General features: G+C 66.1%; 21 protein-coding genes and 1 tRNA gene. 11 read left to right on the top strand and 11 right to left on the bottom strand.

The window, feature by feature from the left end; all coding sequences use genetic code 11:
* Window positions 1-10 precede the first annotated feature (10 nt).
* Together panD and LFT44_RS18815 are read right to left on the bottom strand one after the other, a co-directional pair.
* On the bottom strand, window positions 11-436 hold the full coding sequence (gene panD / locus LFT44_RS18820) for an aspartate 1-decarboxylase (protein WP_200830651.1): 426 nt from the start codon (window positions 434-436) through the stop codon (window positions 11-13).
* 170 nt (window positions 437-606) lie between these two features.
* Window positions 607-1,521 (bottom strand): LysR substrate-binding domain-containing protein, encoded by a 915-nt coding sequence (locus LFT44_RS18815; RefSeq protein WP_236799983.1) that lies wholly within the window; start codon window positions 1,519-1,521, stop codon window positions 607-609.
* A gap of 155 nt (window positions 1,522-1,676) precedes the next feature.
* Between LFT44_RS18815 and LFT44_RS18810 the strand changes: the two genes are divergently transcribed.
* Together LFT44_RS18810 and LFT44_RS18805 are read left to right on the top strand one after the other, a co-directional pair.
* Window positions 1,677-3,140 carry an amino acid permease gene (locus tag LFT44_RS18810; protein WP_236799982.1) on the top strand — a complete coding sequence of 488 codons (1,464 nt, stop codon included), beginning with the start codon at window positions 1,677-1,679 and terminating at the stop codon, window positions 3,138-3,140.
* A gap of 286 nt (window positions 3,141-3,426) precedes the next feature.
* On the top strand, window positions 3,427-6,933 hold the full coding sequence (locus tag LFT44_RS18805) for a bifunctional proline dehydrogenase/L-glutamate gamma-semialdehyde dehydrogenase (protein WP_236799980.1): 3,507 nt from the start codon (window positions 3,427-3,429) through the stop codon (window positions 6,931-6,933).
* Between the two features lie 75 nt (window positions 6,934-7,008).
* Here the strand turns inward: LFT44_RS18805 and LFT44_RS18800 are convergent, their stop codons facing one another.
* Both LFT44_RS18800 and LFT44_RS18795 read right to left on the bottom strand, forming a co-directional pair.
* Window positions 7,009-7,323 (bottom strand): hypothetical protein, encoded by a 315-nt coding sequence (locus LFT44_RS18800; protein ID WP_236799977.1) that lies wholly within the window; start codon window positions 7,321-7,323, stop codon window positions 7,009-7,011.
* 164 nt (window positions 7,324-7,487) lie between these two features.
* The gene (locus LFT44_RS18795; RefSeq protein ID WP_236799974.1) at window positions 7,488-8,342 is read right to left on the bottom strand and encodes a LysR substrate-binding domain-containing protein; all 855 of its coding nucleotides are present in this window, start codon (window positions 8,340-8,342) and stop codon (window positions 7,488-7,490) included.
* 140 nt (window positions 8,343-8,482) lie between these two features.
* Between LFT44_RS18795 and LFT44_RS18790 the strand changes: the two genes are divergently transcribed.
* On the top strand, window positions 8,483-9,862 hold the full coding sequence (locus tag LFT44_RS18790) for an MFS transporter (protein ID WP_236799973.1): 1,380 nt from the start codon (window positions 8,483-8,485) through the stop codon (window positions 9,860-9,862).
* A gap of 105 nt (window positions 9,863-9,967) precedes the next feature.
* Here the strand turns inward: LFT44_RS18790 and LFT44_RS18785 are convergent, their stop codons facing one another.
* The gene (locus LFT44_RS18785; RefSeq protein ID WP_236799972.1) at window positions 9,968-10,108 is read right to left on the bottom strand and encodes a hypothetical protein; all 141 of its coding nucleotides are present in this window, start codon (window positions 10,106-10,108) and stop codon (window positions 9,968-9,970) included.
* 94 nt (window positions 10,109-10,202) lie between these two features.
* Window positions 10,203-10,273 (bottom strand) — tRNA-Gly (locus LFT44_RS18780).
* Window positions 10,274-10,537: 264 nt separating this feature from the next.
* Here LFT44_RS18780 and LFT44_RS18775 point away from each other — a divergent pair.
* A complete protein-coding gene (locus tag LFT44_RS18775) occupies window positions 10,538-10,999 on the top strand; it encodes an SRPBCC family protein (RefSeq protein WP_236799971.1) in 462 nt (153 codons plus the stop codon).
* A gap of 60 nt (window positions 11,000-11,059) precedes the next feature.
* On the opposite strand, the gene LFT44_RS18770 is transcribed toward LFT44_RS18775, so the two are convergent.
* Window positions 11,060-12,790, bottom strand: a complete 1,731-nt coding sequence (locus LFT44_RS18770) for a CAP domain-containing protein (protein ID WP_236799970.1) — start codon at window positions 12,788-12,790, stop codon at window positions 11,060-11,062.
* Window positions 12,791-12,932: 142 nt separating this feature from the next.
* On the opposite strand from LFT44_RS18770, the gene dcd reads away from it, so the two are divergent.
* A complete protein-coding gene (dcd, locus tag LFT44_RS18765) occupies window positions 12,933-13,508 on the top strand; it encodes a dCTP deaminase (protein WP_236799969.1) in 576 nt (191 codons plus the stop codon).
* 55 nt (window positions 13,509-13,563) lie between these two features.
* Here dcd and LFT44_RS18760 read toward each other — a convergent pair whose 3' ends face one another.
* The 3 genes from LFT44_RS18760 to LFT44_RS18750 all read right to left on the bottom strand — a co-directional run bounded on the left by LFT44_RS18760 (window position 13,564) and on the right by LFT44_RS18750 (window position 16,702).
* Window positions 13,564-14,745 (bottom strand): cation:proton antiporter, encoded by a 1,182-nt coding sequence (locus tag LFT44_RS18760; protein ID WP_236799968.1) that lies wholly within the window; start codon window positions 14,743-14,745, stop codon window positions 13,564-13,566.
* A 5-nt stretch (window positions 14,746-14,750) separates the two neighbouring features.
* Window positions 14,751-15,233, bottom strand: coding sequence for a cation:proton antiporter regulatory subunit (locus LFT44_RS18755; protein ID WP_142132335.1), 483 nt, complete (start codon window positions 15,231-15,233; stop codon window positions 14,751-14,753).
* A 65-nt stretch (window positions 15,234-15,298) separates the two neighbouring features.
* Window positions 15,299-16,702: an MFS transporter gene (locus LFT44_RS18750; RefSeq protein ID WP_236799967.1), complete on the bottom strand. Its 1,404-nt coding sequence runs from the start codon at window positions 16,700-16,702 to the stop codon at window positions 15,299-15,301.
* A gap of 196 nt (window positions 16,703-16,898) precedes the next feature.
* On the opposite strand from LFT44_RS18750, the gene LFT44_RS18745 reads away from it, so the two are divergent.
* From LFT44_RS18745 to mnhG, 6 genes are read left to right on the top strand one after another with little or no spacing between them, the layout of a single operon-like run.
* Window positions 16,899-19,973 carry a Na+/H+ antiporter subunit A gene (locus tag LFT44_RS18745; RefSeq protein ID WP_236799964.1) on the top strand — a complete coding sequence of 1,025 codons (3,075 nt, stop codon included), beginning with the start codon at window positions 16,899-16,901 and terminating at the stop codon, window positions 19,971-19,973.
* Complete coding sequence (locus tag LFT44_RS18740) at window positions 19,970-20,590, top strand: Na(+)/H(+) antiporter subunit C (protein ID WP_236799962.1); 621 nt, start codon at window positions 19,970-19,972, stop codon at window positions 20,588-20,590. The genes LFT44_RS18745 and LFT44_RS18740 overlap by 4 nt, the downstream gene beginning before the upstream one ends.
* Complete coding sequence (locus tag LFT44_RS18735; protein WP_236799959.1) at window positions 20,587-22,206, top strand: Na+/H+ antiporter subunit D; 1,620 nt, start codon at window positions 20,587-20,589, stop codon at window positions 22,204-22,206. The genes LFT44_RS18740 and LFT44_RS18735 overlap by 4 nt, the downstream gene beginning before the upstream one ends.
* The gene (locus LFT44_RS18730) at window positions 22,203-22,748 is read left to right on the top strand and encodes a Na+/H+ antiporter subunit E (protein WP_236799957.1); all 546 of its coding nucleotides are present in this window, start codon (window positions 22,203-22,205) and stop codon (window positions 22,746-22,748) included. The genes LFT44_RS18735 and LFT44_RS18730 overlap by 4 nt, the downstream gene beginning before the upstream one ends.
* Window positions 22,745-23,023 carry a monovalent cation/H+ antiporter complex subunit F gene (locus LFT44_RS18725; RefSeq protein WP_236799955.1) on the top strand — a complete coding sequence of 93 codons (279 nt, stop codon included), beginning with the start codon at window positions 22,745-22,747 and terminating at the stop codon, window positions 23,021-23,023. Before LFT44_RS18730 ends, LFT44_RS18725 begins: the two co-directional genes overlap by 4 nt.
* Window positions 23,013-23,423, top strand: coding sequence for a monovalent cation/H(+) antiporter subunit G (mnhG, locus tag LFT44_RS18720; protein WP_236799952.1), 411 nt, complete (start codon window positions 23,013-23,015; stop codon window positions 23,421-23,423). The genes LFT44_RS18725 and mnhG overlap by 11 nt, the downstream gene beginning before the upstream one ends.
* Window positions 23,424-23,430: 7 nt before the next feature.
* Here the strand turns inward: mnhG and LFT44_RS18715 are convergent, their stop codons facing one another.
* Window positions 23,431-23,694 (bottom strand): DUF4235 domain-containing protein, encoded by a 264-nt coding sequence (locus tag LFT44_RS18715; protein ID WP_236799950.1) that lies wholly within the window; start codon window positions 23,692-23,694, stop codon window positions 23,431-23,433.
* Window positions 23,695-23,797: the final 103 nt, after the last annotated feature.

Here is a 23,797-nt window from a genome sequence, read left to right as displayed (position 1 = left end):
CGCTCCGGGATCACACGGTGGCGTTGTTGAGCGCGAACGGCGGGCGCACGACGCCGGGGGTAAGGCCCTCGGCGGGATCGTTGCCCAGCTGGATCACCCGGTTGTTTTCGTCCACGTGGACCACGCGTGGCTCGAAGGACTTGGCTTCTTCGGTGGTCATCTGAGCGTACGTAATCAAAATTATGATGTCGTTCTCGTGCATCAGGTGCGCCGCTGCACCGTTGATGCCGATCACGCCGGAGCCACGTTCGCCGGCGATGGTGTAGGTTTCAAGCCGCGCGCCGTTGGTGACGTCCACGATGGACACCAGCTCGCCGGGAAGGATGTCGGCGGCCTCCAGCAGGTCGAGGTCAACGGTGACCGAGCCTACATAGTGCAGGTCGGCATGCGTGACGGTGGCCCGGTGGATTTTGGACTTGAACATTGTTCGATTCATAACGGGTCCAGTCTAGACCTGCGGTTCCATGCCCGCAGTGACGTACGAAACACAGAGCCCCCAGATGACGTGGCTGCGCAGCGAGGCGCGATTTCGTTGCGCAGGGGACGCGCCTGCGCAAACCCAAGCTCTTTGAATGCGCAGCTAAGGACACGTACGACGGCGGCCGGTCACCCGGCGTCGTCCGTTGCCACGGCGGCGGCGGCCGCAGCAAGGGTTTCCCGGGCGGCGAGGATCGCTGGACGTTGGGCGCTGGAGCGGCGGACCGAGGTGAAGATGGTGCGGTGCGGCTTGCCGGGAAGCTCCACCAGTTGGGCGGTGGTGCCGCGCCCGGTCCACACCAGGTCCGGCATCAGGGCCACCGCGTTGCCGGACTCGATGAGGCGGGCCTGGGCCTGCAGGTCGGCTGTTTCGAACCGGACGTCCGGTTCGAAACCGGCGCTGCGGCAGGCCTGTTCCGCCCAATGGCGCGATGCGGCACCCCGCGGTTCCATGACCCAGGCAAGCTCTGCCGTGTCCGCCAGCGAGCGGATGGCGGATCCGCCGTCGGACGCCGGGGGAACGGCCAGCCGGATGGCGTCGGTGGTCAGCTTTACCCGGTCCAGCTCGGGGTACCGCGGTGCGGCATGGCCGGGGTACTGTTCGGCGATTACCAGGTCGAAGTCACGTGCCCATGTTTCGTGCAGCGCCGTTTCCGGTTCGCGCTGGATCATTTCGATCCGGACTTCGGGGTATGTGGCAGCCATCCGGGTCAGGGTGTCCGGCATCAGGGCGAGCGCCGCGGACTGGAAAACTGCGATCCGCACCGTTCCCGTAACCGTGGTCAGGGAGGCGGCGAGGTCCGCCTCCGCCTGTTCCATGGTTTCCAGCAGCTGGGCGGTGTGCGTCACCAGCACTTCGGCCTGGGGCGTCAGCTGCACCCGCCGCCCTGTTTTTCGGAGCAGCTCCACGCCCACTTCCTTCTCCAACAGGGCCAGCTGCTGCGACACCGACGACGGGCTGTACTGTAAGGCCTCCGCTACCTCCGCGAGGGTCCCGCGGATGCTTAATTCGCGGAGCAGCCGGAGCCTGCGGACGTCGAGCATGGCGAATTCCTAACTGAAACTAACGAATATAGGTTAGAAGTAGTCACTTTATCTAACGCAACCGCGCACGCATACTGTTGAAATCGAGTTACCCCCGTCACAGCCAGGTCCCTTGGCGTGCCGCGGCGGGGTCGCACCCCAAGCAGGAGTTCGAAATGAGCACCAAAGATTTAAGCCAATCGATTATGCGGCGCAAGCCCATCGATGACATCGAAGAAGAAAGCAAGCACAGCGGACTGTTTAAGTCCCTGGGGCTGTGGCAGCTCACTGCCATTGGCGTGGGCGGCATTATCGGCGTCGGCATCTTCTCCCTCGCGGGACTGGTCGCCGCCGGCAGTGAAGGAAACCCGGGAGTGGGGCCCGCGGTACTGATTTCCTTCCTGATTGCAGGCCTGGCCTCTGCGGCCGCGGCCCTGTCCTATGCGGAATTCGCGGGCATGATTCCCCGCGCCGGTTCCGCCTACACCTACGGCTATGTGGCGCTCGGCGAGGTGATCGGCTGGTTCATCGGCTGGGACCTGCTGCTGGAATACATCGCCATCGTTGCGGTAGTGGCCATCGGCATCTCCGGCTACCTTGACGCCTTCCTGGCCGGCATCGGCATCCACATGCCGGCATGGATGACGTCCACCGTGGACGAAGGCAAGGGCGGCATCGTCAACATTCCGGCCATCCTGGTCTGCCTCCTGGTCACCTGGATCCTGTCCCGCGGCACCAAGGCGTTCGGCCGGTTCGAACTCGTCGCAGTGGCCATCAAGGTGGTCCTGATCCTGTTCATCATCGGGCTCGGCGTGTTCTACATCGACACCAATAACTACAACCCGTTCATGCCCAGCGGCTTCGGCCCTGTGGTTGCGGGCTCGGCCACCGTCTTCTTTGCTGTGTTCGGGTACGACGCCATGAGCACCGCGGCCGAGGAAGCCAAGGATGGCAAGAAGCACATGCCCAAGGCCATTGTGCTCTCGCTCATCATCGCCATGCTGCTCTATGTGGCCGCCACCCTGGTCCTGACCGGCATGCAGAACTACAAGGACATCGACCCCAAGGCCGGCTTCGCTTCCGCCTTCACCTCCGTGGGCCTGCCGGTGATCGCCACCATCATCTCGGTGTTCGCCGTGCTCTCCATCCTCACCGTGATGCTCACCTTCCTCCTCGGTGTGACCCGCGTGTGGTTCTCCATGAGCCGCGACGGCCTGCTGCCCGGATGGTTCGCCAAGACCGACCGCCACGGCACTCCGCAGCGCGTCACCTGGATCGGCGGCATCGCCTCCGCGTTCCTCGCCGGCGTGTTCCCCATCAAGGAGGTGGCGGACCTGACCAACATCGGCATCCTGGCCGCGTTCGTCGTCGTCTGCCTGTCGGTGATCATCTTCCGCTACAAGCGCCCCGATGCCCCGCGCACGTTCCGCCTGCCGCTGATGCCCGTGATCCCGGCCTTCGGCGTCCTGGCTTCGGCCTTCCTGATGCTGCAGCTGCACTGGGAGACCTGGGTTCGGTTCGTGGTGTGGCTCATTATCGGCCTGGTCATCTACTTCAGCTACGGCCGCAAGCACTCGCTGATGAACCCCAACAGCCCCCGCCACCAGGAGCTCGCGGACCTGCACCGCCCGCTTTCCTGACTCCAGCCCCGGGCCCCGCTCGATTCTGGCGCCCGCTCACCGGCAGGCCTCCCACCCTTAGACCCCCTGTTGCTCTATCACTTACGGGTCCTAAACAGCCGTTTTAGCGACCAAAAGTGATAGAGCAACAGGGAAGGGTGGGAGGTCTGCCGTTGGCACTTAAGGGGTCTCTGAACCATTGGTTTTCCTAACCTGTATTGGTTGGAAAAGATCGCTTTATCTTATGTGACTCGAAGCTCATACTGGTGGAAAGACCCCTCCCACAGTAAGAAAGATCGGGAAAACCATGACCCACGTTGCAATGGAACCGGCAGTCGTCAAAGCGGCCACCCCGCAGACGGTCGACGTCGACGTCCCCCAGGCAAAGGCCCTCGCCGATGAGGCAGTCGCCCTGGTCCGCCACTGGCTCACCGAGGCCGCCAAGGTGCCGGTGGACCCCTCCGCCCAGCAGCTTGCCGGCGTCCTCAAGGATCCCAACGGCCTCGAATTCACCGTCGGCTTCGTGGACGGCGTGGTCCGTCCCGAGGACCTGAACGTCGCCGCCCGCAACCTCGCCGCACTCGCCCCCAAGGTTCCGGCCTTCCTGCCCTGGTACATGCGCAGCGCCGTGGCACTGGGCGGCACCATGGCCCCCGTGATGCCGCAGGTGGTCATTCCCATCGCCCGTAAAGTGCTTCGCGAGATGGTGGGACACCTGATCGTGGACGCCACCGACGCCAAGCTGGGCCCGGCAATCGCCAAGATCAAGAAGGAAGGCATCAAGCTCAACGTCAACCTCCTGGGCGAGGCTGTCCTGGGCGAGCACGAGGCCTCCCGCCGCCTCGAGGGCACGCACACGCTGCTGGCACGCCCCGACGTCGACTATGTCTCCATCAAGGTTTCCTCCACGGTGGCCCCGCACTCCGCCTGGGCCTTCGACGAAGCGGTGGAACACGTCGTCGAGAAGCTCACCCCGCTGTTCCAGCGCGCCAACTCCTTCGCGTCGGGTGGCCGCAAGGCCAAGTTCATCAACCTGGACATGGAGGAGTACAAGGACCTGGACATGACCATTGCGGTCTTCACCCGGATCCTGGACAAGCCCGAGTTCAAGAACCTCGAAGCCGGCATCGTGCTGCAGGCCTACCTCCCGGACGCGCTGTCCGCCATGATGCGCCTGCAGGACTGGGCCGCGGAGCGGCGAGCCAACGGCGGTGCCGGCATCAAGGTCCGCGTGGTGAAGGGCGCCAACCTGCCCATGGAACAGGTGGAAGCTTCCCTCCACGACTGGCCGCTGGCCACCTGGGGCAGCAAGCAGGACTCCGATACCAGCTACAAGCGGGTCATCAACTACGCGCTGCACCCGGACCGGATCAGGAACATCCGCATTGGCGTGGCGGGCCACAACCTGTTCGACATCGCCTTCGCCTGGCTGCTGGCCAAGCAGCGCGGCGTTGAGTCCGGCATTGAGTTCGAGATGCTGCTGGGCATGGCACAGGGCCAGGCCGAGGCCGTCAAGAAGGACGTCGGCTCCCTGCTCCTTTACACACCCGTGGTGCACCCGGCCGAGTTCGACGTCGCCATCGCCTACCTGATCCGCCGCCTGGAAGAGGGCGCCAGCCAGGAAAACTTCATGTCCGCGGTCTTCGAGCTCAGCGAAAACGAGGGCCTGTTCGAGCGCGAAAAGCAGCGTTTCCTCTCCTCGCTGGAGGCCCTGGACAACACGGTTCCACTGCCCAACCGCCGCCAGGACCGGAACCTTCCGCCGGGGCCGATGCCGCACGCCGGTTTCCGGAACACCCCCGACACCGATCCCGCGCTCCCTGCCAACCGCACCTGGGGCCGCGCCATCCTGGGCCGTGTCGCCTCCTCCACCCTGGGCGAGGCCTCCGTCAAGGCTGCCTTCATCAACGACGAGGAAACCCTCAACAGCGCCATCGACAATGCCCTTGAGAAGGGCAAGGCATGGGGCCGGCTCTCCGGCAACGAGCGCGCCGAGATCCTGCACCGTGCGGGCGAGATCCTGGAAGCCCGCCGCGCCGACCTGCTCGAGGTCATGGCCAGCGAAACCGGCAAGACCATCGACCAGGGCGATCCCGAGGTCAGCGAGGCCGTTGACTTTGCCCATTACTACGCCGAGTCCGCCCGCAAGCTGGACACGGTCGACGGCGCCACGTTCGTCCCAGCCAAGCTCACCGTTGTCACTCCGCCATGGAACTTCCCGGTCGCCATCCCCGCTGGGTCCACCCTTGCGGCACTCGCCGCCGGCTCCGCCGTCGTGATCAAACCTGCCAAGCAGGCCGCCCGCAGCGGCGCCGTCATGGTGGAAGCCCTGTGGGAGGCCGGCGTCCCCAAGGGCGCGCTGACCATGGTGCAGCTGGGGGAGCGGGAGCTCGGCACCCAGCTCATCAGCCACCCCGCCGTGGACCGCGTCATCCTGACCGGCGGCTACGAAACCGCAGAGCTGTTCCGCTCCTTCCGCAAGGACCTGCCCCTCCTGGCCGAGACCAGCGGCAAGAACGCCATCATCATCACCCCCAGCGCGGACCTGGACCTCGCCGCCAAGGACGTGGCCTACTCCGCGTTCGGCCACGCCGGCCAGAAGTGCTCCGCCGCCTCGCTGGTGATCCTGGTGGGCTCGGTGGCCAAGTCCAAGCGGTTCCACAACCAGCTCATCGACGCAGTCACCTCCCTCAAGGTGGGCTACCCGCAGGATCCCACCAGCCAGATGGGCCCGATCATCGAGCCGGCCAACGGCAAGCTCCTCAACGCCCTCACCACCCTGGGCGAGGGCGAAAACTGGGCCGTTGAGCCGAAGAAGCTGGACGAAACCGGACGGCTCTGGAGCCCGGGCGTGCGCTACGGCGTCAAGCGCGGTTCCTACTTCCACCTCACCGAATTCTTCGGCCCCGTCCTTGGCGTGATGACCGCTGAGACGCTGGAAGAGGCCATCGCCATCCAAAACCAGATCGAGTACGGCCTCACTGCCGGACTGCACTCGCTCAACACCGAGGAGCTTGGCATCTGGCTGGAGACCATCCAGGCAGGCAACCTGTACGTGAACCGGGGCATCACCGGCGCCATCGTGCAGCGCCAGCCCTTCGGCGGCTGGAAGAAGTCGGCCGTTGGCGCCGGCACCAAGGCGGGCGGCCCCAACTACCTGGCCGGGCTTGGCGACTGGGTGCCTGCCACCAGCGCAGCCACCGCGGATGTCAGCCACGCCGGTGTCCGCCGCATCATGAACGCGGCCGGACCCGCCCTGCAGCCTGCAGAGCTTGAGTCTGTCCAGCGGGCACTGGCCTCCGACGCCGAGGCCTGGGCCGACGAGTTCGGCACCGCCAAGGACGTCTCCGGCTTGAGCGCGGAACGCAACATCTTCCGCTACAGCAGCCTTCCGGTCACCATCCGCCTCTCCGAAGGTGAGCCGCTGGCCCACCTCGTCCGGACCGTGGCAGCCGGGGTGCTGGCGGGGTCGGCACTCACTGTGTCCACCGCCGTCGAACTTCCCGCCCAGCTGCGCTCCGTGCTCACCGCACAGGATATCGACGTGACAGTGGAGTCCGACGCCGGCTGGCTGGCTTCCGCGGGTCACCTCGCCGCAGCCGGCAAGCTGTCCGGGGCCCGCATCCGCCTCATCGGTGGCGACGCGTCCGCGCTGGCCGAAGCGACCGGCGGGCGGCCCGACCTGGCAATCTACGCCCACGCCGTTACTGAAGCTGGTCGCGTCGAACTGCTGCCGTTCCTGCACGAGCAGGCTGTCAGCATCACCGCCCACCGCTTCGGTACCCCGAACCACCTGTCCGACGCTCTGATCTAGGCCACTGCCTCCTCAGGGACACACGAAAGCCCGGCAGCCACGGAAAGTGGCTGCCGGGCTTTCGTTTTGCGGTTACTAGCCCAGGTACCAGCCGGGCGGTGCCCAGGTGGCCGGGACGCTGTGGGCCGAGAAGTCCTCGCAGCGTGTGCAGGTGTAGGCCACTTCGCCAAGGGTGGCTACACTTCCGTCACGCCGGTAGGTGGGCGGAATGTACGACTCAAGGTAAACGAATTCGTCGGTACGGCATTTGTCGCAGGTGGGTTTTCCTACGTAACCGGAGTCGAGAGAGGCGTGTCCGGTTCCGAGGGTGTTCTGGCGCGTGGACGGCCGCGGTGCAGAGTACGGGCGTGCGTGTGCAGAACCGAGATGGATGTTCCTGGCTGTCGTCATTGGCTGCCTGTCCCAAGCGTTTTCCCATGCAGGGGACGCGCTTGATTTAGTGAACTGGCCTGCTGCTTGACCTTGAAAAATCAGCATAGGCTATGCCAGTTCCCCTATCAATGGACACGAACCCCCTAACTCCCCCAAATACTGGAAATCATGCCGGAAGAGAGTTAAGTTTGCCGGTTAATGGTCCGGCCGACGATCGACTGGGTGAGGGCGTCGATCACCTCGGCGTTTGCCAGCGGATTGCGGATCAGGGTAAAGTCCACATCGCCCACGGCGGGAAGGTCGAAGCGACGGGTGATGATCTTCAGGTCTTCAGGCACCAGCGAGGTCGGCATCACGGCCACGCCGATCCCGGCCCGGACCGCTGCCAGCACGCCGCTGATCTGCCGGGTGGTGCAGGTGATCCGCCAGGTCCTGCCGTGCGCTTCGAGTGCATCGATGGCGAGTTTCCGGCTGAGGCTGGGGGCGGGGTAGGCGATCAGGGGTACGGGGGTGCCCGGCTCCATCACGGTCTGCTCCAGGCCCACCCAGGAGAAGGAATCGTGCTGGACCACGGTGCCATCCTTTGCCCCTGCCACCCATTTCACGAAGACCAGGTCCAGCTGGCCGGCGTTGAGCTTGCGGTACAGCTGGTCGCTTTGCCCCACCGTCAGCTCCAGGTTGATCTGGGGGTAAATCTGCCGGAACTCGCGCAGGATGCGCGGCAGCCCGGTGATGGCGAGATCGTCCGCGGTGCCGAACCGCAGCCGGCCCCGCATCGCCGAACCTGAAAAGTAGCGGGCTGCGGCGTCGTGGGCGGACAGAATGTTCCGGGCGAATCCGGCCATGGCGTCCCCGTTGTCCGTCAGCCGGACATCGCGGGTATCGCGCGTGATCAGGCTGCGCTTGGCCGCCGCCTCAAGCTTGCGGATGTGCTGGCTGATGGTCGGCTGGGCCAGCCCGAGGCGCTCGGCGGCTTTGGTGAAGCTGAGCGTATCGGCGACGGCCAGGAAAGAGCGCAACTGGGCTGGTTCGAACATGTGGACTCCGGTGACTCTTTAGCTGCGATCTTATTGCGTATTGCAATACGAGTTATAGGGACCATACGCCTCCATAATCTGCTCCGCCAGCCTAGCGTTAAGGGCATCCCAGACCGCCCGCAATATTTGAGGACATCCCTGTGGCACCCCCTCCGCCTTCGTCGGCCTCCATCTCCCAACCAGTCATCGACGCGGCGGGCTCAGCGCCGCCCAACAACCAGACCCAGCCGATTCCGGTCGTCGCGGAGCGGCTCCCGTGGAAGCACACCTTCATCTCGCTGAAGGTGCCCAACTTCCGGATCTTTGCGGCCGGCCACTTCATCGCGGTCATCGCCATCTGGATGCAGCGGATCGCCCAGGACTGGTTGGTGCTCCAGCTCTCCGGCTCCGTGACAGCCGTTGGCATCACCGTGGCTCTGCAGTTCCTGCCCTCCCTGCTGCTGGGGCCCTGGGGTGGCATGATCGCCGACCGGTTCGCCAAGCGAAAGATCCTCATCTTGTGCCAGAGCGTGGCCGCTGTCCTTGCCGCAACGCTTGCCACCCTTGCCCTCAGCGGCGTCATCATGGTGTGGCACGTCTACGGCATTGCCCTGGTCCTGGGCCTGGTGACAGTCCTCGACCAGCCGGCGCGCCAAGTGTTCGTCAACGAACTCGTAGGCCCCACCTATCTGCGGAACGCCATCAGCGTCAACTCCACCACCTTCCAGCTGGGCGGCCTGATCGGCCCGGCCATCGCGGGCCTGCTGCTGACGGCGGTGGGCGCCGGCTGGGCTTTTGCGGCCAACGCCCTGGCCTGCTGCTCGACGGTGGTGATGCTCCTGGTCCTGCGGAAGGACCAGCTGTTCGTCAGTGCACCCATGCCCAAGAGCAAGGGAATGCTGCGGGAGGGGCTCCGCTATGCCCTGAGCAAGCCCACTATCTACTGGCCATGGCTGATGGCCGGATTTGTTTCGGTCTTCGCCATGAGCCTGCCCGTAATTCTCGCCGCCTTCGCGGACCACGTCTTCCAGGTGGGCGCCGGTGGTTACGGTGTGCTCAATGCCCTGGTGGCACTTGGTGCCCTGTCCGGCGCCGTGGCGTCCACCCGCCGTCGTCAACTGCGCCTTCGGTCCGTGGTGTTCTGCGCCGGCATGTACGGCCTGATGCTCTGCCTTGCCGCGCTTGCGCCGTCCATGGTGTCCTTCGGGGCGGTGATGGTGCTGTCCGGATTCTGGTGCCTCATGTTCCTGACCGGCTGCAACCAGCTGGTGCAGGTCAGTTCCAACCTGGGCATCCGCGGCCGCGTGATGAGCCTGTACATCATGGTGCAGATCGGGGGTCAGGCGCTGGGCGGCCCCATGCTGGGCTCGATCGCTGAACATGCCAACCCGCATGTTGCCCTGCTGGTCTCCGGCGGCGTGCCCGCGCTGGCGGCCATCACCGTCGCCGCGATCCTGGCGCGGAAGGGTGGCCTGGCCGTCCGGATGGACATAAAGGCCCGGCGCCCTTTGAGAATCGTCAGCAGGCACGCGGGAACCTAGCAGACGGGCCCGGTAGGGCCGGTCGCCTGCCTGCAGCGAACACAAGACCCCGCCATCAGCCGCGATGACGGGGTCTTGTGCTGGCCCAGCGGGATGTTCGCTGGGTTACTTCTTCTTCGCCGCTTTGGTGGGAGTGATGTCCAAGGAGCCGGCAGGGGCAGCTGCGGCCCTCTTGTCTGCGCGCTTTTCCTTGATGGACTTGCCGGACTTTTTTGATGCCGTTTGACGCGGGGACTTATCAGCCATGATTGCTCCTGTAGCGGAGCCGAAAGGCTCCTTGCTACCGACGGTACACCCTGGCACCTAATGGAACTGTGGAGGGCCGCCGTGCGGGCACGAGAGCGGCTGACGGGAATCGAACCCGCGTATCAAGCTTGGGAAGCTAGCGCTCTACCATTGAGCTACAGCCGCAGCGCCCTCGCTCGAGCGGGGCAGAACTTAGCTTAGCGCAGATCTGCAGGCTCCCCGCCAACCCGGCCAGCAGCGCCTCCGTGTCCTTCAAGGCAAGACCTGCAACCCGCCGCAAGCCCGGGCGTCATCCAGTAACTCTTCAATAACGTCCGCGGTGCCTGCTAGGTCCGGCCGAGGGGCGCTGGCTAACCTGATCCGGGTAGCGGCCGCATTTGGGGGAGGCAGCTATTGCGGCAGCCGACGTCAACCACAGGAATTTTTTACATGGCAATCGCAGAGCACGAGGTCCTCATAGAACGCGACGCCATGCCCGTGTACCAATACCTCCTTGACGCGACCAATCTTCCCGCCTGGCGCAGTGACGTCCGGAGCGTGAAGCTCGTTCGGGGGCCCGCCGATGCCAACGGCGCGCTGTACCGCAAAATGGTGGCCGGCCGCTCCGGCCTGAGCATCCCGGCGGAACTGGAGATCACCAACCTGCGGCCAGGGGCAGAAATTGAATTCCACATCGTCTCCGGTCCCGCAACCCGCTGGGGCGGCTACTACCTCAGCAGCGAGGACGCCGGGACCCGCGTGCGGTTCGCCATGGAAGCAAAACGCGGCGGCCGCTTCGGCTTCCTCAGCAGGTTCACGTTCCTGGACGGGATGCTGCAGCGCCGCGTCAGCTCCGACGTGGCCCAGCTGGACCGGCTGAAGCACGTGCTGGAACTGCAGCCCGCACTCTGACGCTGCAATGCCGGGTGCTGGTGCCGGGGTTCGGCTACCGGTGCCGGCAGACAGCCTGGCCTACTGCGCCAACCGCTGCCCGCTCCAGGGGCCGGTTATGTTCGACGGCGACGCGAGGCTTCCAGAGCTAAGGTCCCAGTACTGCACGGTGTCATTGGCCCGCCGGAGGGCCACGCCCGTGGAGTTCAGCCCGGTGACATTCCGCAGCGCCCGGATTCCCGTGACGTCCGTCCACCCCGTTGCGACGGTGGGCCTGGCCTCCGCGCGGACCGCGGTGGTGCCCCACCCGCGGTAGAGCTGTACGGTGCCGTCGGTCTTCAGCGCGAGGACGTCCTGGAAACCGTCGGCGTCGTAGTCCACCATGGAGAGCCGGGAGGCGTAGATGCCAGTGGCAATGGTGACCCGGTCCGCGATGTCGCCGGTTCCCCTATTCGCATACATGAACAGGTTGCCGGCGCCGTCCAGCGCCAGGATCTGGGGCATGCGGTTGTTGGCGCACCAGCCACCCACGGCCAAGGTCAGGGTGTTCCAGCCACCCGTACCGAGGGTGATGGGCGCCTGGAAGCCACCGGTGGCGATGCCCCTGTACAGGGTCAGGTTGCCGCCGGTCCACTGGGTCAGGACGTCATAGGCGCCGTCCCGGTCCCAGTCGGTGACAAAGACTTCCTTGGCTCCGCCAAAGCCGGAGCCGATGACCTTGGCCGCGGCGTAGGTGCGGGGGCCGGTGGACGCCCGGTTCAGCAGTTGGCCGGCGGAGTCGACGGAAACGAGGTCCGCCGGGCCGGTGATCGCCGCTGCGGCGAGATTGAGGGTGGGCGGCATGTGCTTGACGGGTGCGTCGCACAGGCTTGGCGGCGGGGGCGGGAAAGCTCCACCCGACCCGGCGCCACCCGGGGAATCGAGGGTTCCCGCCGGCAGTGTGGTGTATCCGAAGAAGTTCACCACACCCCAAATCTGGTACGTGGAGTTCGTATAGGAGATCCCGGCGCCCATCACGTTGAAGCGCGGGTCGAGAAGCATGGCATTGTGGCCCGGTGAACCCTTCCACCACTCCACAAGCTGGGCGGCGTCCCGGTCGGTGCGGATGGCGATGACTTCACCGGCTCCGTTGTTGGGGTTCAGGGCGCGGGGATCAGTCCAGAAACTCGCGCGGTGTTCGATTACCTCACGCGTGGCGATGTTGTCCGACCATTCCTGCGACAACCCGGCCACAGTGGGGTGGTACTTGACTTTGTTAAGGCCGTTGGCCACCCGGTACTCGTTGATCTTGGTGAACACGGTGAGGATGGCGGACGCGTTGCTGTCCGGTACCAGTGCCTCGGTGGAAAGGGGGGCGGAGGAATCGGGAGCCGCGAGCTGCGTTGTGGACGGTGAGGACAGTTCCTGGTCCGGTGCCCACAGCGGAGGGATGGAAGCCGTTTGGGGTGTGGCCGGGGAAGCGGAAGTGGGTGGCGGAGACGCCGAAGTTTCCGTGGAGGGCGCAACCCCGGCATCGGACGGAGGGGCGAGGTCGGGTGCGGACGTGGCCGTTGGGGGAGCGGGTGCAGGCTCCGGTGCGGGGGCTGCCCCGGTCAGGGGCGAAGCGACGCGGATATCGGGGTCTACGGCAGGGGTGAGTTTCCCTGCCGTGTCAGCCTGCATGGAGGTTCCGCTGCCGCGGACCAGCGGAGCCTGCAGTGTGATGCTCGCTGTGCCCGAGGCCTGGCCGAATGGCAGCGGCTCGGGGGGTGCGGCAGCAGACGAAGAGACCAGCGCCAATGCACAGAGCACGCCAATAAAAGACGGTGCCACTAATTTATTCACAACATCCCCAGCTCTGTTACGCCATTCGGGAGACCATTCCGGCGGCTTTCATTCGCAACATTAGCCCCACCAGGCCACAGCAACAACGGGAAAGTGTGGCTGTGGATAACCGATACGGTAATTTGGGACGGTGCTGATCTCTGACCGCGACATTCGAGCCGAAATTGATTCCCAGCGGATCGTGCTGGAACCGTACGATCCGGCGATGGTCCAGCCGTCGTCCGTGGATGTCCGGATCGACAAGTTCTTCCGGTTGTTCGACAACCACAAGTACGCGCACATTGATCCGGCGCAGGAGCAGCCCGAGCTGACCCGGCTGGTGGAAGTGGAGCAGGACGAGGCCTTTATCCTGCACCCGGGGGAGTTCGTCCTGGGTTCCACCTATGAGACCGTGACGCTGCCCGACGACATTGCGGCCCGCCTGGAAGGCAAGTCATCGCTGGGCCGGCTTGGCCTGTTGACCCACTCCACTGCCGGCTTCATCGACCCTGGCTTTTCCGGCCACGTCACCCTTGAGCTGTCCAACATGGCAACACTGCCCATCAAGCTGTGGCCGGGGATGAAGATCGGCCAGCTCTGCTTCTTCCGGCTGACTTCGGCGGCGGAGTACCCGTACGGCCAGGGGGAGTACGGTAACCGGTACCAGGGCCAGCGTGGCCCCACCGCCAGCCGCAGCTACCTGAACTTCCACCGCACCAGCATCTAGAGCACCAGCAGGCAGCCGCGCGCCTAAGCTCCTGCGCTCCCAATGCTTTGAGGGGCTAGGTCTGCGGGGCGACCGCCCGCGGCCGGATGAACGGCTTGGCCAGCGGCTCCACGTAGCGCGCGGCCAGCGGACCCAGCACCGCCATCAGCAGCACGTAGGCGGTGGCCAGCGCCGCGAGCTCATGCGGAACCGCTCCCGAGGCAACGGCAAGGCCCGCGATCACGATGGAGAATTCGCCGCGCGCCACCAGTGCGGCGCCCGCCCGGAAGCGGCCCGGCCGGGCGATTCCGGCCTGCTTGGCGGCCCAGATTCCCGTGATCATCTTGGTGCCCGCCGTGGCCACCGCCAGGACCAGGGCCCAGCCCAGGACCGGCGGAATGGAGGCGGGGTCCGTGTTGAGCCCGAACGCCACAAAGAAGATAGCGGCAAACAGGTCCCGCAGCGGCTCAAGGATGCGGGTGGCATTGTGCGCGGTGGAGCCTGAGATGGCGATGCCCAGCATGAACGCGCCCACTGCCGCAGAGACCTGCATGGCGGATGCGGCGCCCGCCACCAGCAGGGCGGCCCCGAGGACGTTGAGCAGGAAGACCTCGGAGTTCTCGCTGTGCACGGCCTTGGACACGTGGTGCCCGTGCCGCAGCGCCACCATCAGGACCACGGTGACCACCGCCAGGGCAATCCCCACCGTGGTCAGCCCGCCCAGGAAACTCACCCCGGCCAGGGTGGCCGTGAGGATGGGCAGGTAGACGGCCATGGCCAGGTCCTCGAACACCAGGATGGACAGCACCACGGGTGTTTCGCGGTTACCAAGCCGGCCCAGGTCCGTAATGACCTTGGCGGCGATGCCCGAGGAGGAGATGTAGGTGACCCCGCCCATGACCATGGCACCCACGCCGCCCCAGCCCAGTAGCAGCGCGAGCCCGGCGCCGGGCAGGAAGTTCAGGACAAGGTCCAGGATGCCGGCCTGCCAGGAACGGCGCAGCCCGGTAAAAAGTTCGGCAGCCGTATATTCCAGCCCGAGCATAAGCAGCAGGAGGATGACGCCGATTTCGCCGGAAAGATGGGCAAATTCGTGCATGCCTTCGAGCTTGACGACGCCGCCGGCACCGAAGGCCAGACCGCCCAGCAGGTAAAAGGGGATGGGCGACATCCCGATCCGTCCGGCCAGCCTGGCCAGGAGGCCGAGGCAGAACACAACGGCCCCCAGTTCAACGAGGGTCTGGGCCAACGGGTCCATGGGAACTAGCCGTGGCGCAGGATATGGGCCGCTGAGTCGAGGCCTTCCTGGGTGCCCACTGCCACCAGCAGGTCGCCGGGGTGGAGGACGACGTCGGGCCCGGGCGATGGCAGCACCTCACCCTCGCGCATGATGGCCACGATGGAGACGCCGCTCCGGGTGCGGATGGACGCCTTGCCCATGGGCTGATTCTGGAACGGGGAGTCGGCGGCGATGGAGAACTGCCGGGTGACGATGCCCGGGACGTCCTTGTGCTCCTCCGCGAGCTTCATTGCCAGGTGCGTGCCGCCCAGGAGGTTGCCAAGGGTGGCTGCTTCATCGCTGGTGAGCGGAATCGAAGCCTGGCAGGTATCGGGGTCGTCCCAGGTGGAAACGATGAGTTCCGTCTGGCCTTCCCGCCGCTCCACCACACCGATGCGGCGTCCGGAGGCGGTCATGAAATCCTTCCGGAGGCCCAGGCCCGGAAGGTTCGTTTCGTCCACGTTCATGGGTCCAGCCTAGTCCGCCTTCCACCACTTGGCGGAGTCCCGGACCAGGCCCCCATCGCGGTGTTTCAGCCGGCGGGAACGACGGCGACGGGAGCCTTTGCCGGTGGCTTCACCGGCAGCAGCACCAGGAGTCCTGCCAGGAGGACCACCATGATGCCCAGGATGCCCCACCGTTGTGCCTGGCCGGCAGGCACCAGCGGGGTTGCCAGGGTGATGCAGAGGGTGAACAGGGCGGGTGCAAGGAAGCTGACGGCCCGGCCGGTGGTGGCATACAGCCCGAAGAGTTCGCCGGACTCCCCGTGCGGTGCGAGCCTGGCCAGGTAGGCGCGCGACGATGACTGGGCCGGCCCGACGAACAGGCAGAGGAACAGGCCGAACACCCAGAACGTGGTGCTGCCCGCCCATTGCATGCCGAAGAAGGAATAGTTGCCGATACCCAGGACCAGGATGGCAGTCCCGGCCACAAGCAGTCCCACCAGGGAGCCGGTGATGACGGCTTTGGGGCCCACCTTGTCGTCAAGGAACCCGCCGAGCATCGCGCCGATGGCCGCCACTACGTTCCCGAAGATCGCGAAGAAGATCACCTGGGAAAGGGCAAAGCCAAACGTGCCGGCCGCGATGATCCCGCCGAACGTGAAGACCGCGGCCAGGCCGTCACGGAATACGGCGCTGGCTAAGAGGAAGTAGATGGTGTGGGGGCTGGTGGCGTAGATGGCCTTGATCCGCCGGAACAACAGGCCGTAGCTGGCAAGGAAACCCAGGCGGGCGGCCTGGGGTGACCGGGGTAGTTCAGGGACGGCGAACAGGACAGGAAGGGCGAAGACGAAGAACCACAGGGCTGAGAAGACGGCCACCAGCCGGATGTTGAGGCTGTCCTGCGTGGACGCGCCGAACCAGTCAAAAGCCGGCTGGACAAAGAGTTGCAGGACGATCAGGAGGGCCACGATCCCGCCCAGGTAGCCGGCGCCCCAGCCGAATCCACTGACCTTTCCGATGTTCTGCGGCGTGGAAACCTGGGCCAGCATGGCGTTGTAGTTGACGCCGGCGAATTCGAAGAACACGTTGCCCAGGGCGATCAGGCAGGCCCCGAGGAGCAGGAACTCCGGACGCGGGAACACGAAAAAGCACAGGGCCGTGAGGATGGCGACGGCGGCCGAGTTCACTCCCAGCCACAGCTTGCGCCGGCCGCCCGCGTCGGAGCGCTGGCCCGTCACGGGTGCCAGCAGCGCGATGGCGAATCCGCCCACGGCCAGTGCGGCGCCCAGCACGGCCGATGCGCTGTCCTCGCCCCCAAAGGCGTTGGACGTCAGGTAAACGGTGAAGACGAAGGTAGTCATCACTGCGTTGAAGGCCGCCGAGCCCCAGTCCCAGGAGGCCCAGGCCAGGATGCGCCCCTTGCTGGAGGACGGGGTTCCGGCTTCGAGTTCCGAGGCCGGCTGCATTGCCCCCGGCGCGCTGGCGCTGTTCATACGATGAATCGTATCCGCCCGTGGCGAACACTCCGGGGAGCTCCGGCCCGTGCTGCCGGGGATTCTGCCCGGGTGGGGAGCCATTGAACGGGAAGGCTGGCAGGCACGCCTTGATAAACTAAACCCTCCCGGACCTAACTTTTTGCCGCCTGCTCCAACTTTTGACAATCGAATCCCTGACGTTGCGGAGAATACAGTGATCACAGTCCTTGCCGTGCACTTTTCGGTGGCTGTCCTCGCGCCCTTCCTCTTCAGGGTTTGGGGCCGGAACGCCTTTTACGCGCTGGCTGCAGTTCCCGCGGTTTCCTTCGGCTGGCTGATGCTCCAGCACGGCCCGATCTATTCCGGCGCCGGAGCCATCACCGAAACGTTCGACTGGATCCCCAGCCTCCATCTGGAACTGGCCTTCCGCATGGACGCGCTGGCCTGGGTGATGTCCCTCCTGGTGCTGGGCGTCGGCTCCCTGGTGCTGGTCTACTGTGCGCGGTACTTCAAGAGGAAGGACCAGGACCTGGGTGCGTTCGGTGCCCAGTTGTTGGCCTTCGCCGGTGCCATGTTCGGACTGGTCACAGCGGATGACCTCCTGCTGCTGTTCATCTTCTGGGAACTGACCACCATCCTGTCCTACCTGCTGATCGGCTTCGCCCGGACCCGGCTTGCCGCCCGGCGCTCCGCCCTCCAGGCATTGATGGTCACCACCGCCGGCGGCCTGGCCATGCTGGTGGGCCTCATCATGCTCGGCTACACCGCCGGGACCTACCGCATCTCCGGCATCCTGGAGCAGGCCGCGTCGCTCGCAACCGGAACGTCGGCCGCCATGGTGAGCGCCGCCGTCGTCCTCATCCTGGTGGGTGCCATCACCAAGTCCGCCCTGGTCCCGTTCCACTTCTGGCTGCCCGGCGCCATGGCCGCGCCCACTCCCGTCAGCGCCTACCTGCACGCCGCGGCGATGGTCAAGGCCGGCATCTACCTGGTGGCACGGCTCGCGCCCGGCTTCTCCGAGACCGCGTACTGGCAGCCCGTAGTCCTGGGGCTGGGCCTGGCCACCATGCTGGTGGGTGGCTACCGGGCGCTGCGGCAGACCGACATCAAACTGATCCTTGCCTACGGCACCGTCAGCCAGCTGGGCTTCCTCACCATGGTGGTGGGCTTGGGAACCCCCGATGCCGCGCTCGCGGGCCTGGCCATGCTGCTGGCCCACGGCCTGTTCAAGGCCACGCTCTTCCTGGTGGTGGGCATCATCGACCACCAGTCCGGAACCCGTGATGTTCGCAAGCTGTCCGGTGTCTTCCGCTCCTCACGCGCCCTGGGCATCGTGGCCGGAATCGGGGCCGCGTCCATGGCGGGCATTCCACTGCTGGGCGGCTTCATGGCCAAGGAATCGGTGCTGGAAGCGTTCGTACACCACGCCCTGGAGCCGCACTCCGGTCCCTGGGGCCTGGTGGTCCTGGTGGGGCTGGTGCTGGGTTCCATCCTCACCTTTGCGTACAGCGCCCGCTTCATGTGGGGTGCTTTTGCGGTCAAGCGCGGCGTGGAGCCCACCCCGTTCAAGGCGATCACGCCCTCCTTCCTTGCCGCCCCTGCCATCCTCAGCCTCCTCACCATCGCCTATGGGCTCTGGCCGGTTCCGGTGGACGACTGGATCCAGCCGTACGCTGCGCTCTTCGCTTCCACAGCGCCCGACGCCGGCACTCCGGCCCAGCAGGCAGGGCACCTGGCGCTATGGCATGGCCTCACCCCGGCGCTTGGGCTGACAGCCCTCACCTTTGTGCTGGGTGCCGCCATGTACGTTGGCCGCAACGCGGTGGCCCGCGCCCAGTCCCTGGTCCCGGCGTGGGTGGACGGCGACCGCGCCTACCAGTTGACCATCGGGGCCCTGGATGACGTGGCGGTCTGGATCACCGGCCGCACTCAGCGCGGTTCGCTGTACTTCTACCTTGCCGTGATCCTCAGCGTGGCATTCGTCCTGCCGCTCGTGGCCATCCTGCTGGGCGGCAGCGCCATGCCGCAGAACATCTACCTGGTGGATCCCAACTCCCCGCTGCAGCTCGTAGCGGGCGTAGGGATCGTGATCGGCGCGCTCGCCGCCGTCAAGGCCAACAAACGCTTCCTTGCAGTCCTGATGGTGTCGGTGACCGGGTACGGCATCGCGCTGGTGTTTGCGCTGCAGGGTGCCCCGGACCTGGCCCTGACCCAGATGCTGGTGGAGACCATCATCCTGGTGGCCTTCGTCCTGGCCATGCGCAGCCTGCCGCCCGAATTGCGGGACCGTACCGGCGGCAGGTACCGGGTGGTGCGTGTCATCATCGGCTTGGGGTTCGGCGTGACCATGGTGTTCGCCGCCATCTTCGCCATGGGTGCCCGCACGGCCATTCCCATCTCGCTGCAGTTCCCGCAGCTTGCGTACGAGGGCGGCGGCGGGCTGAACGTGGTCAACGTGACCCTGGTGGACATCCGTGCCTGGGACACGTTCGGTGAAATCAGCGTGCTGGCGCTCGCCGCCACCGGGGTGGCCAGCCTGATCTTCGTGCGGGGGCGCGGTGACCGGCTGCAGTCCTCGGCCTCCGTTGCCGAGGGCACGGTGGGACGCTACCGCGGCGTGGACCCCGGCTCCCGTGACGCGGCAGCCCTGGCCATCAGCCGGAAGTTCGCGGCCTCGGCCAGCGACGCCTGGATCGTGGCCGGCAGGACACTGGCACCGGAACGCCGTTCCATCATCTTCGAGGTAATCACCCGGCTGATCTTCCACTCCATGATCATCTTCTCGCTGTACCTGCTGCTGGCAGGCCACAACCTGCCCGGCGGCGGCTTTGCCGGCGGCCTCACGGCAGGGCTTGCCCTGACCATCCGCTACCTGGCGGGCGGGCGCTTCGAACTCCGGGAAGCGGCGCCGATCAGTGCCGGCGGCCTGCTGGGGTCCGGGCTGGCCCTGGCTGCAATCTCAGGCGTGATGCCCCTGCTGCTGGGCGGCCAGGTGTTCCAGTCCGCCATTATCGAGGTGTGGCTGCCCGTGTTCGGGGACATCAAGTTCGTCACTTCAACCATCTTCGATATCGGCGTGTACATCGTGGTGGTGGGCCTGGTGCTGGATGTGCTGCGCAGCCTCGGGGCCGAAATCGATGAGCACATGGAGGAGCGGTCCGCGGAGGGCGGCCACGAACCGGACCACGACCGGCACGGGCAGGAACCCGAACGCCTCGATGGCCCGGAGCAGCAGGAACAGGAACCGGACGGGATTCCTGCCGAGACCACCGCGAAGGGCCACGCATGAGCGTCAACCTGACCCTGCTGATCGTGATGGGCGCCCTGTACGCCTGCGGCATCTACCTGATCCTGGAACGCAGCCTCACCCGGGTGCTGCTGGGGCTGATGCTCCTGGCCAACGCCACCAACCTGCTGATCCTGGCCACCGGCGGATACGCTGGCCTGGCTCCGCTGTTTGCCAAGGACACGGCCGCCCAGGACTACAACGACCCGTTGCCGCAGGCCTTGATCCTGACCTCGATCGTGATTTCCTTCGCCGTCACGGCGTTCATGCTGGGCATCATCTACCGCACCTGGGTCCTGGCCCGCCAGGACGAGATCCAGGATGACCTGGAGGACCGCCGCGTGGCGGCAACCCCCAGCTTCGACGCCGAGGACGACGCCGAAATCCCCGCGGAAACCTCCGAGTTCCCGCTCACCATGCTCGGGTCCGACGGCCGGGACGTCTCCAACCACGGAACGCCCGGTGCCGGCTCCGAAAGGGGTGTGGGAAGCCAGGAAACGGACCAGCCCGTGGCCACGCTGGTGGCCGGGGGCCGGGAGATGCCCGCAGAACACGCTGCCGCGGAGGAAAAGCCCGGCTCGCTCAACGTTGACCCCAACCCGGAAGGAGGCGGCAAGTGAACATTGCAAGCCTGGCCCCGCTCGCCGTCGTACTTCCCATCCTGGGCGCCGCCCTCACCTTCCTGCTGATCCGGCACTCCCGGGCCCAGCGTGGGGTGAGCATCGGCCTGCTCTCGCTGACCCTGCTCCTCGAATGCCTCCTGCTGGCGTCCGCCTGGAGCGGCGGCACCACGGCGGTGACCATTGGCGGCTGGGTGCCGCCGTTCGGCATCGTCATGGTGGTGGACCAGTTCTCATCGCTGATGCTGGTGGTGTCCTCCGCCGTGAGCCTGGCCGTGCTGATCTACGCCACCGGACAGGGCATGGCCGACGGCGACGAGGACGCCCCGGTCTCGATCTTCCACCCCACCTACCTGATCCTGGTGGCCGGGGTGTCCAACGCCTTCCTGTCCGGGGACCTCTTCAACCTGTACGTCGGCTTCGAGATCCTGCTGACCGCAAGCTACGTGCTGATGACCCTGGGCGGCACCGGGCCGCGCATCAGGGCAGGCGTCACCTACGTGGTGGTCTCCGTGGTGTCCTCCGTGCTGTTCCTGATCGCGATCGCCATGGTTTACGGGGCCACCGGAACGGTCAACATGGCGGACCTGGCCATCAAGCTCGGCGAACTGGACCAGGGCACCAAGACCCTCCTGCACGTGATGCTGCTGGTGGCGTTTGGCATCAAGGCCGCCGTCTTCCCCCTGTCCTTCTGGCTCCCGGACTCCTACCCCACGGCCCCGGCACCCGTCACCGCGGTGTTCGCCGGCCTGCTCACCAAAGTGGGCGTGTACGCGATGGTCCGCACCGAGACCCTGCTGTTCCCCGGCGACACCCTGAACACGCCGCTCATGGTGGCGGCGCTGCTGACCATGGTGGTGGGCATTCTGGGTGCGCTGGCCCAGAGCGACATCAAACGTCTGCTCTCGTTCACCCTGGTCAGCCACATCGGCTACATGGTGTTCGGGCTGGCCATGTCCTCGGCCGTGGGGCTGGCGGCTGCCGTCTTCTATGTGGCGCACCACATCACCATCCAGACCAGCCTGTTCCTGGTGACCGGGCTCATCGAACGCCGGGGCGGCAGCTCCTCCGTGGACCGGCTGGGCGGCCTGGCCAAGTTGTCGCCCATGCTGGCCCTGCTGTTCTTCATCCCCGGCATGAACCTGGCCGGCATTCCGCCGTTCTCCGGGTTCCTCGGCAAGGTGGGGCTGATGCAGGCAGGCATTGAGCTGGGCACGCCGCTGGCCTACGCCCTGGTGATCGGCGGGGTGGTGACCAGCCTCCTGACGCTGCTGGCCATCGCCAGGGTCTGGAACCGTGCCTTCTGGCGCCGTCCGACCGACGCCGAACATCCGGACCCGGTGCTGCTTGCCACCCCTGGGACGAGGGCTTCCGGGCCCGGAGCCAAGGCCAACAGCACCGTGACCCTCCTGCCGCGCACCATGGTGGGCTCGACGGCGGGCCTGGTGGCGCTTGGCGTTGCCCTCTCCGTGTTCGCGGGGCCGCTGTTCGGGCTGTCGGACCGGGCGGCCCGCGACATGCTTGAGCGCACCCCGTACATCCATGCGGTCCTGGGGGAGGGCACCGCTGTACCGGGAGCCGCTGCAGGGACCTCCACCGGGGGAGGAACACGATGAGCCGCCAACGCATCTCCCTGCGCCAGGAACTGCCGCTCCTGGTCTGGCTGGTGATTGTCTGGGGCGCCCTCTGGCAGGATTTCAGCCCTGGCAACCTCCTGTTCGGTGCCCTGCTGGCCGTAGGGGTGGCCCGGCTCTTCTACCTTCCGCCGGTGGAGCTCAGCGGCCGCTTCAATATCCTTCATGCCGTGCCCTTTGCCCTGGTGTTCCTGTGGAAGGTGGTGGTGGCCAGCGCGCAGGTCCTCTACCTCGCCACGGTCCGCGGCCCCAAGGTGACCAACGCCGTCGTCGCCGTACGGCTGCGCAGCCACCAGGACCTGATCGTCACCGCCACCGGGCATGTCATTTCCCTGATCCCGGGGTCGCTGGTGGTTGAGGTGGACCGCTCGACATCCACCCTCTACCTGCACGCACTCAACATCACCTCCCCGGAAGACGTGGAGGGCCTGCGGAACGAAGTCCGGTCCATTGAGGCCGGCCTGATCCGCATCATGGGCAGCCGGGAAGAACTTGAAGCCGTCCGAATGGAGGCCGCCGCATGATGCCCGTTGTCCTGGCTGTTACAGCCGTCATCTTCTCGCTGGCCGCCGCCGGAGCGATCATCAGGATTGCCCGCGGGCCGTCGCTGCTGGACCGGGTTCTCGCCACCGACGTCCTGCTGGCCATCCTGAGCGGGGCGCTGTGCATCGACATGGCCGTGAACCGGCACCTGAACAACCTGATGCTGGTGGTGGCCATCTCCATTATTGGCTTCATCGGATCTGTGACCGTGGCACGCTTCGTAGCAGACCGGAGGGTGAAACCCGATGAATCCTGACTTCTCCGGCCCCGACGCCTGGATCGACCTGGTTTCGGCCATATTCATGGTGGTGGGGGCACTCATGTCCCTGGGCGCGGCCATCGGCCTGCTCCGCTTTCCGGACCTGCTGAGCCGCATGCACGCGGCCACCAAGCCCCAGGTGCTGGGCTTGTTCCTCCTGCTCGCCGCCATTGGGCTGCAGATACGGACATGGTGGGTGTGGCCGGTGCTGGTGGTGGCCTGGATCTTCCAACTTCTGACGGTGCCGGTGTCCGCGCACATGGTGGGCCGCGCAGGCTACCGCACCAAGCACCTGCACCGGGAACTGCTCACCGCCGATGAGCTGGAGGCCGTGGTGCAAAAAGCCGCCGCCGAGGCTGCCCGGAAGGACAGCCCCGACGACGGCCGGCAGCGGTAAGGAAGAGCTAGACGATGTCCTGGCTCTTGGCGAACCGGGTGATGGCACGCTGCGTGCCGCGGTTGGCCAGGACCTGGATGATGGCGCTCACCGATGCCGAGATCAGCGCGAAGGTCAACGCCGAACGCAGGCTGGTGGGGACGTCCTCGTGCTTGCCGGTGGGCGGCTTCTGTCCCGTGGTCTTTTCCCAGATGGTGTTGACCAGCTTGGTGCCGGCCAGGCCTGCACCCAGGCTCACCCCGGTCCCGAGCAGCTTGATGAAAAGGTTCATTCCTATTACTCCTTGCGGGCGGAAAACGGACTGTCCCCAGCCTAGCCGCACACCCGCCAACCACCCGGCAAGAGTCGGAGCAAGGGCGTGGCAGGCAGGCGGA

The organism is Arthrobacter sp. FW306-05-C, from assembly GCF_021801725.1.
Lineage (GTDB): Bacteria > Actinomycetota > Actinomycetes > Actinomycetales > Micrococcaceae > Arthrobacter.
This window is presented reverse-complemented; position numbering and strand designations above follow the sequence as displayed.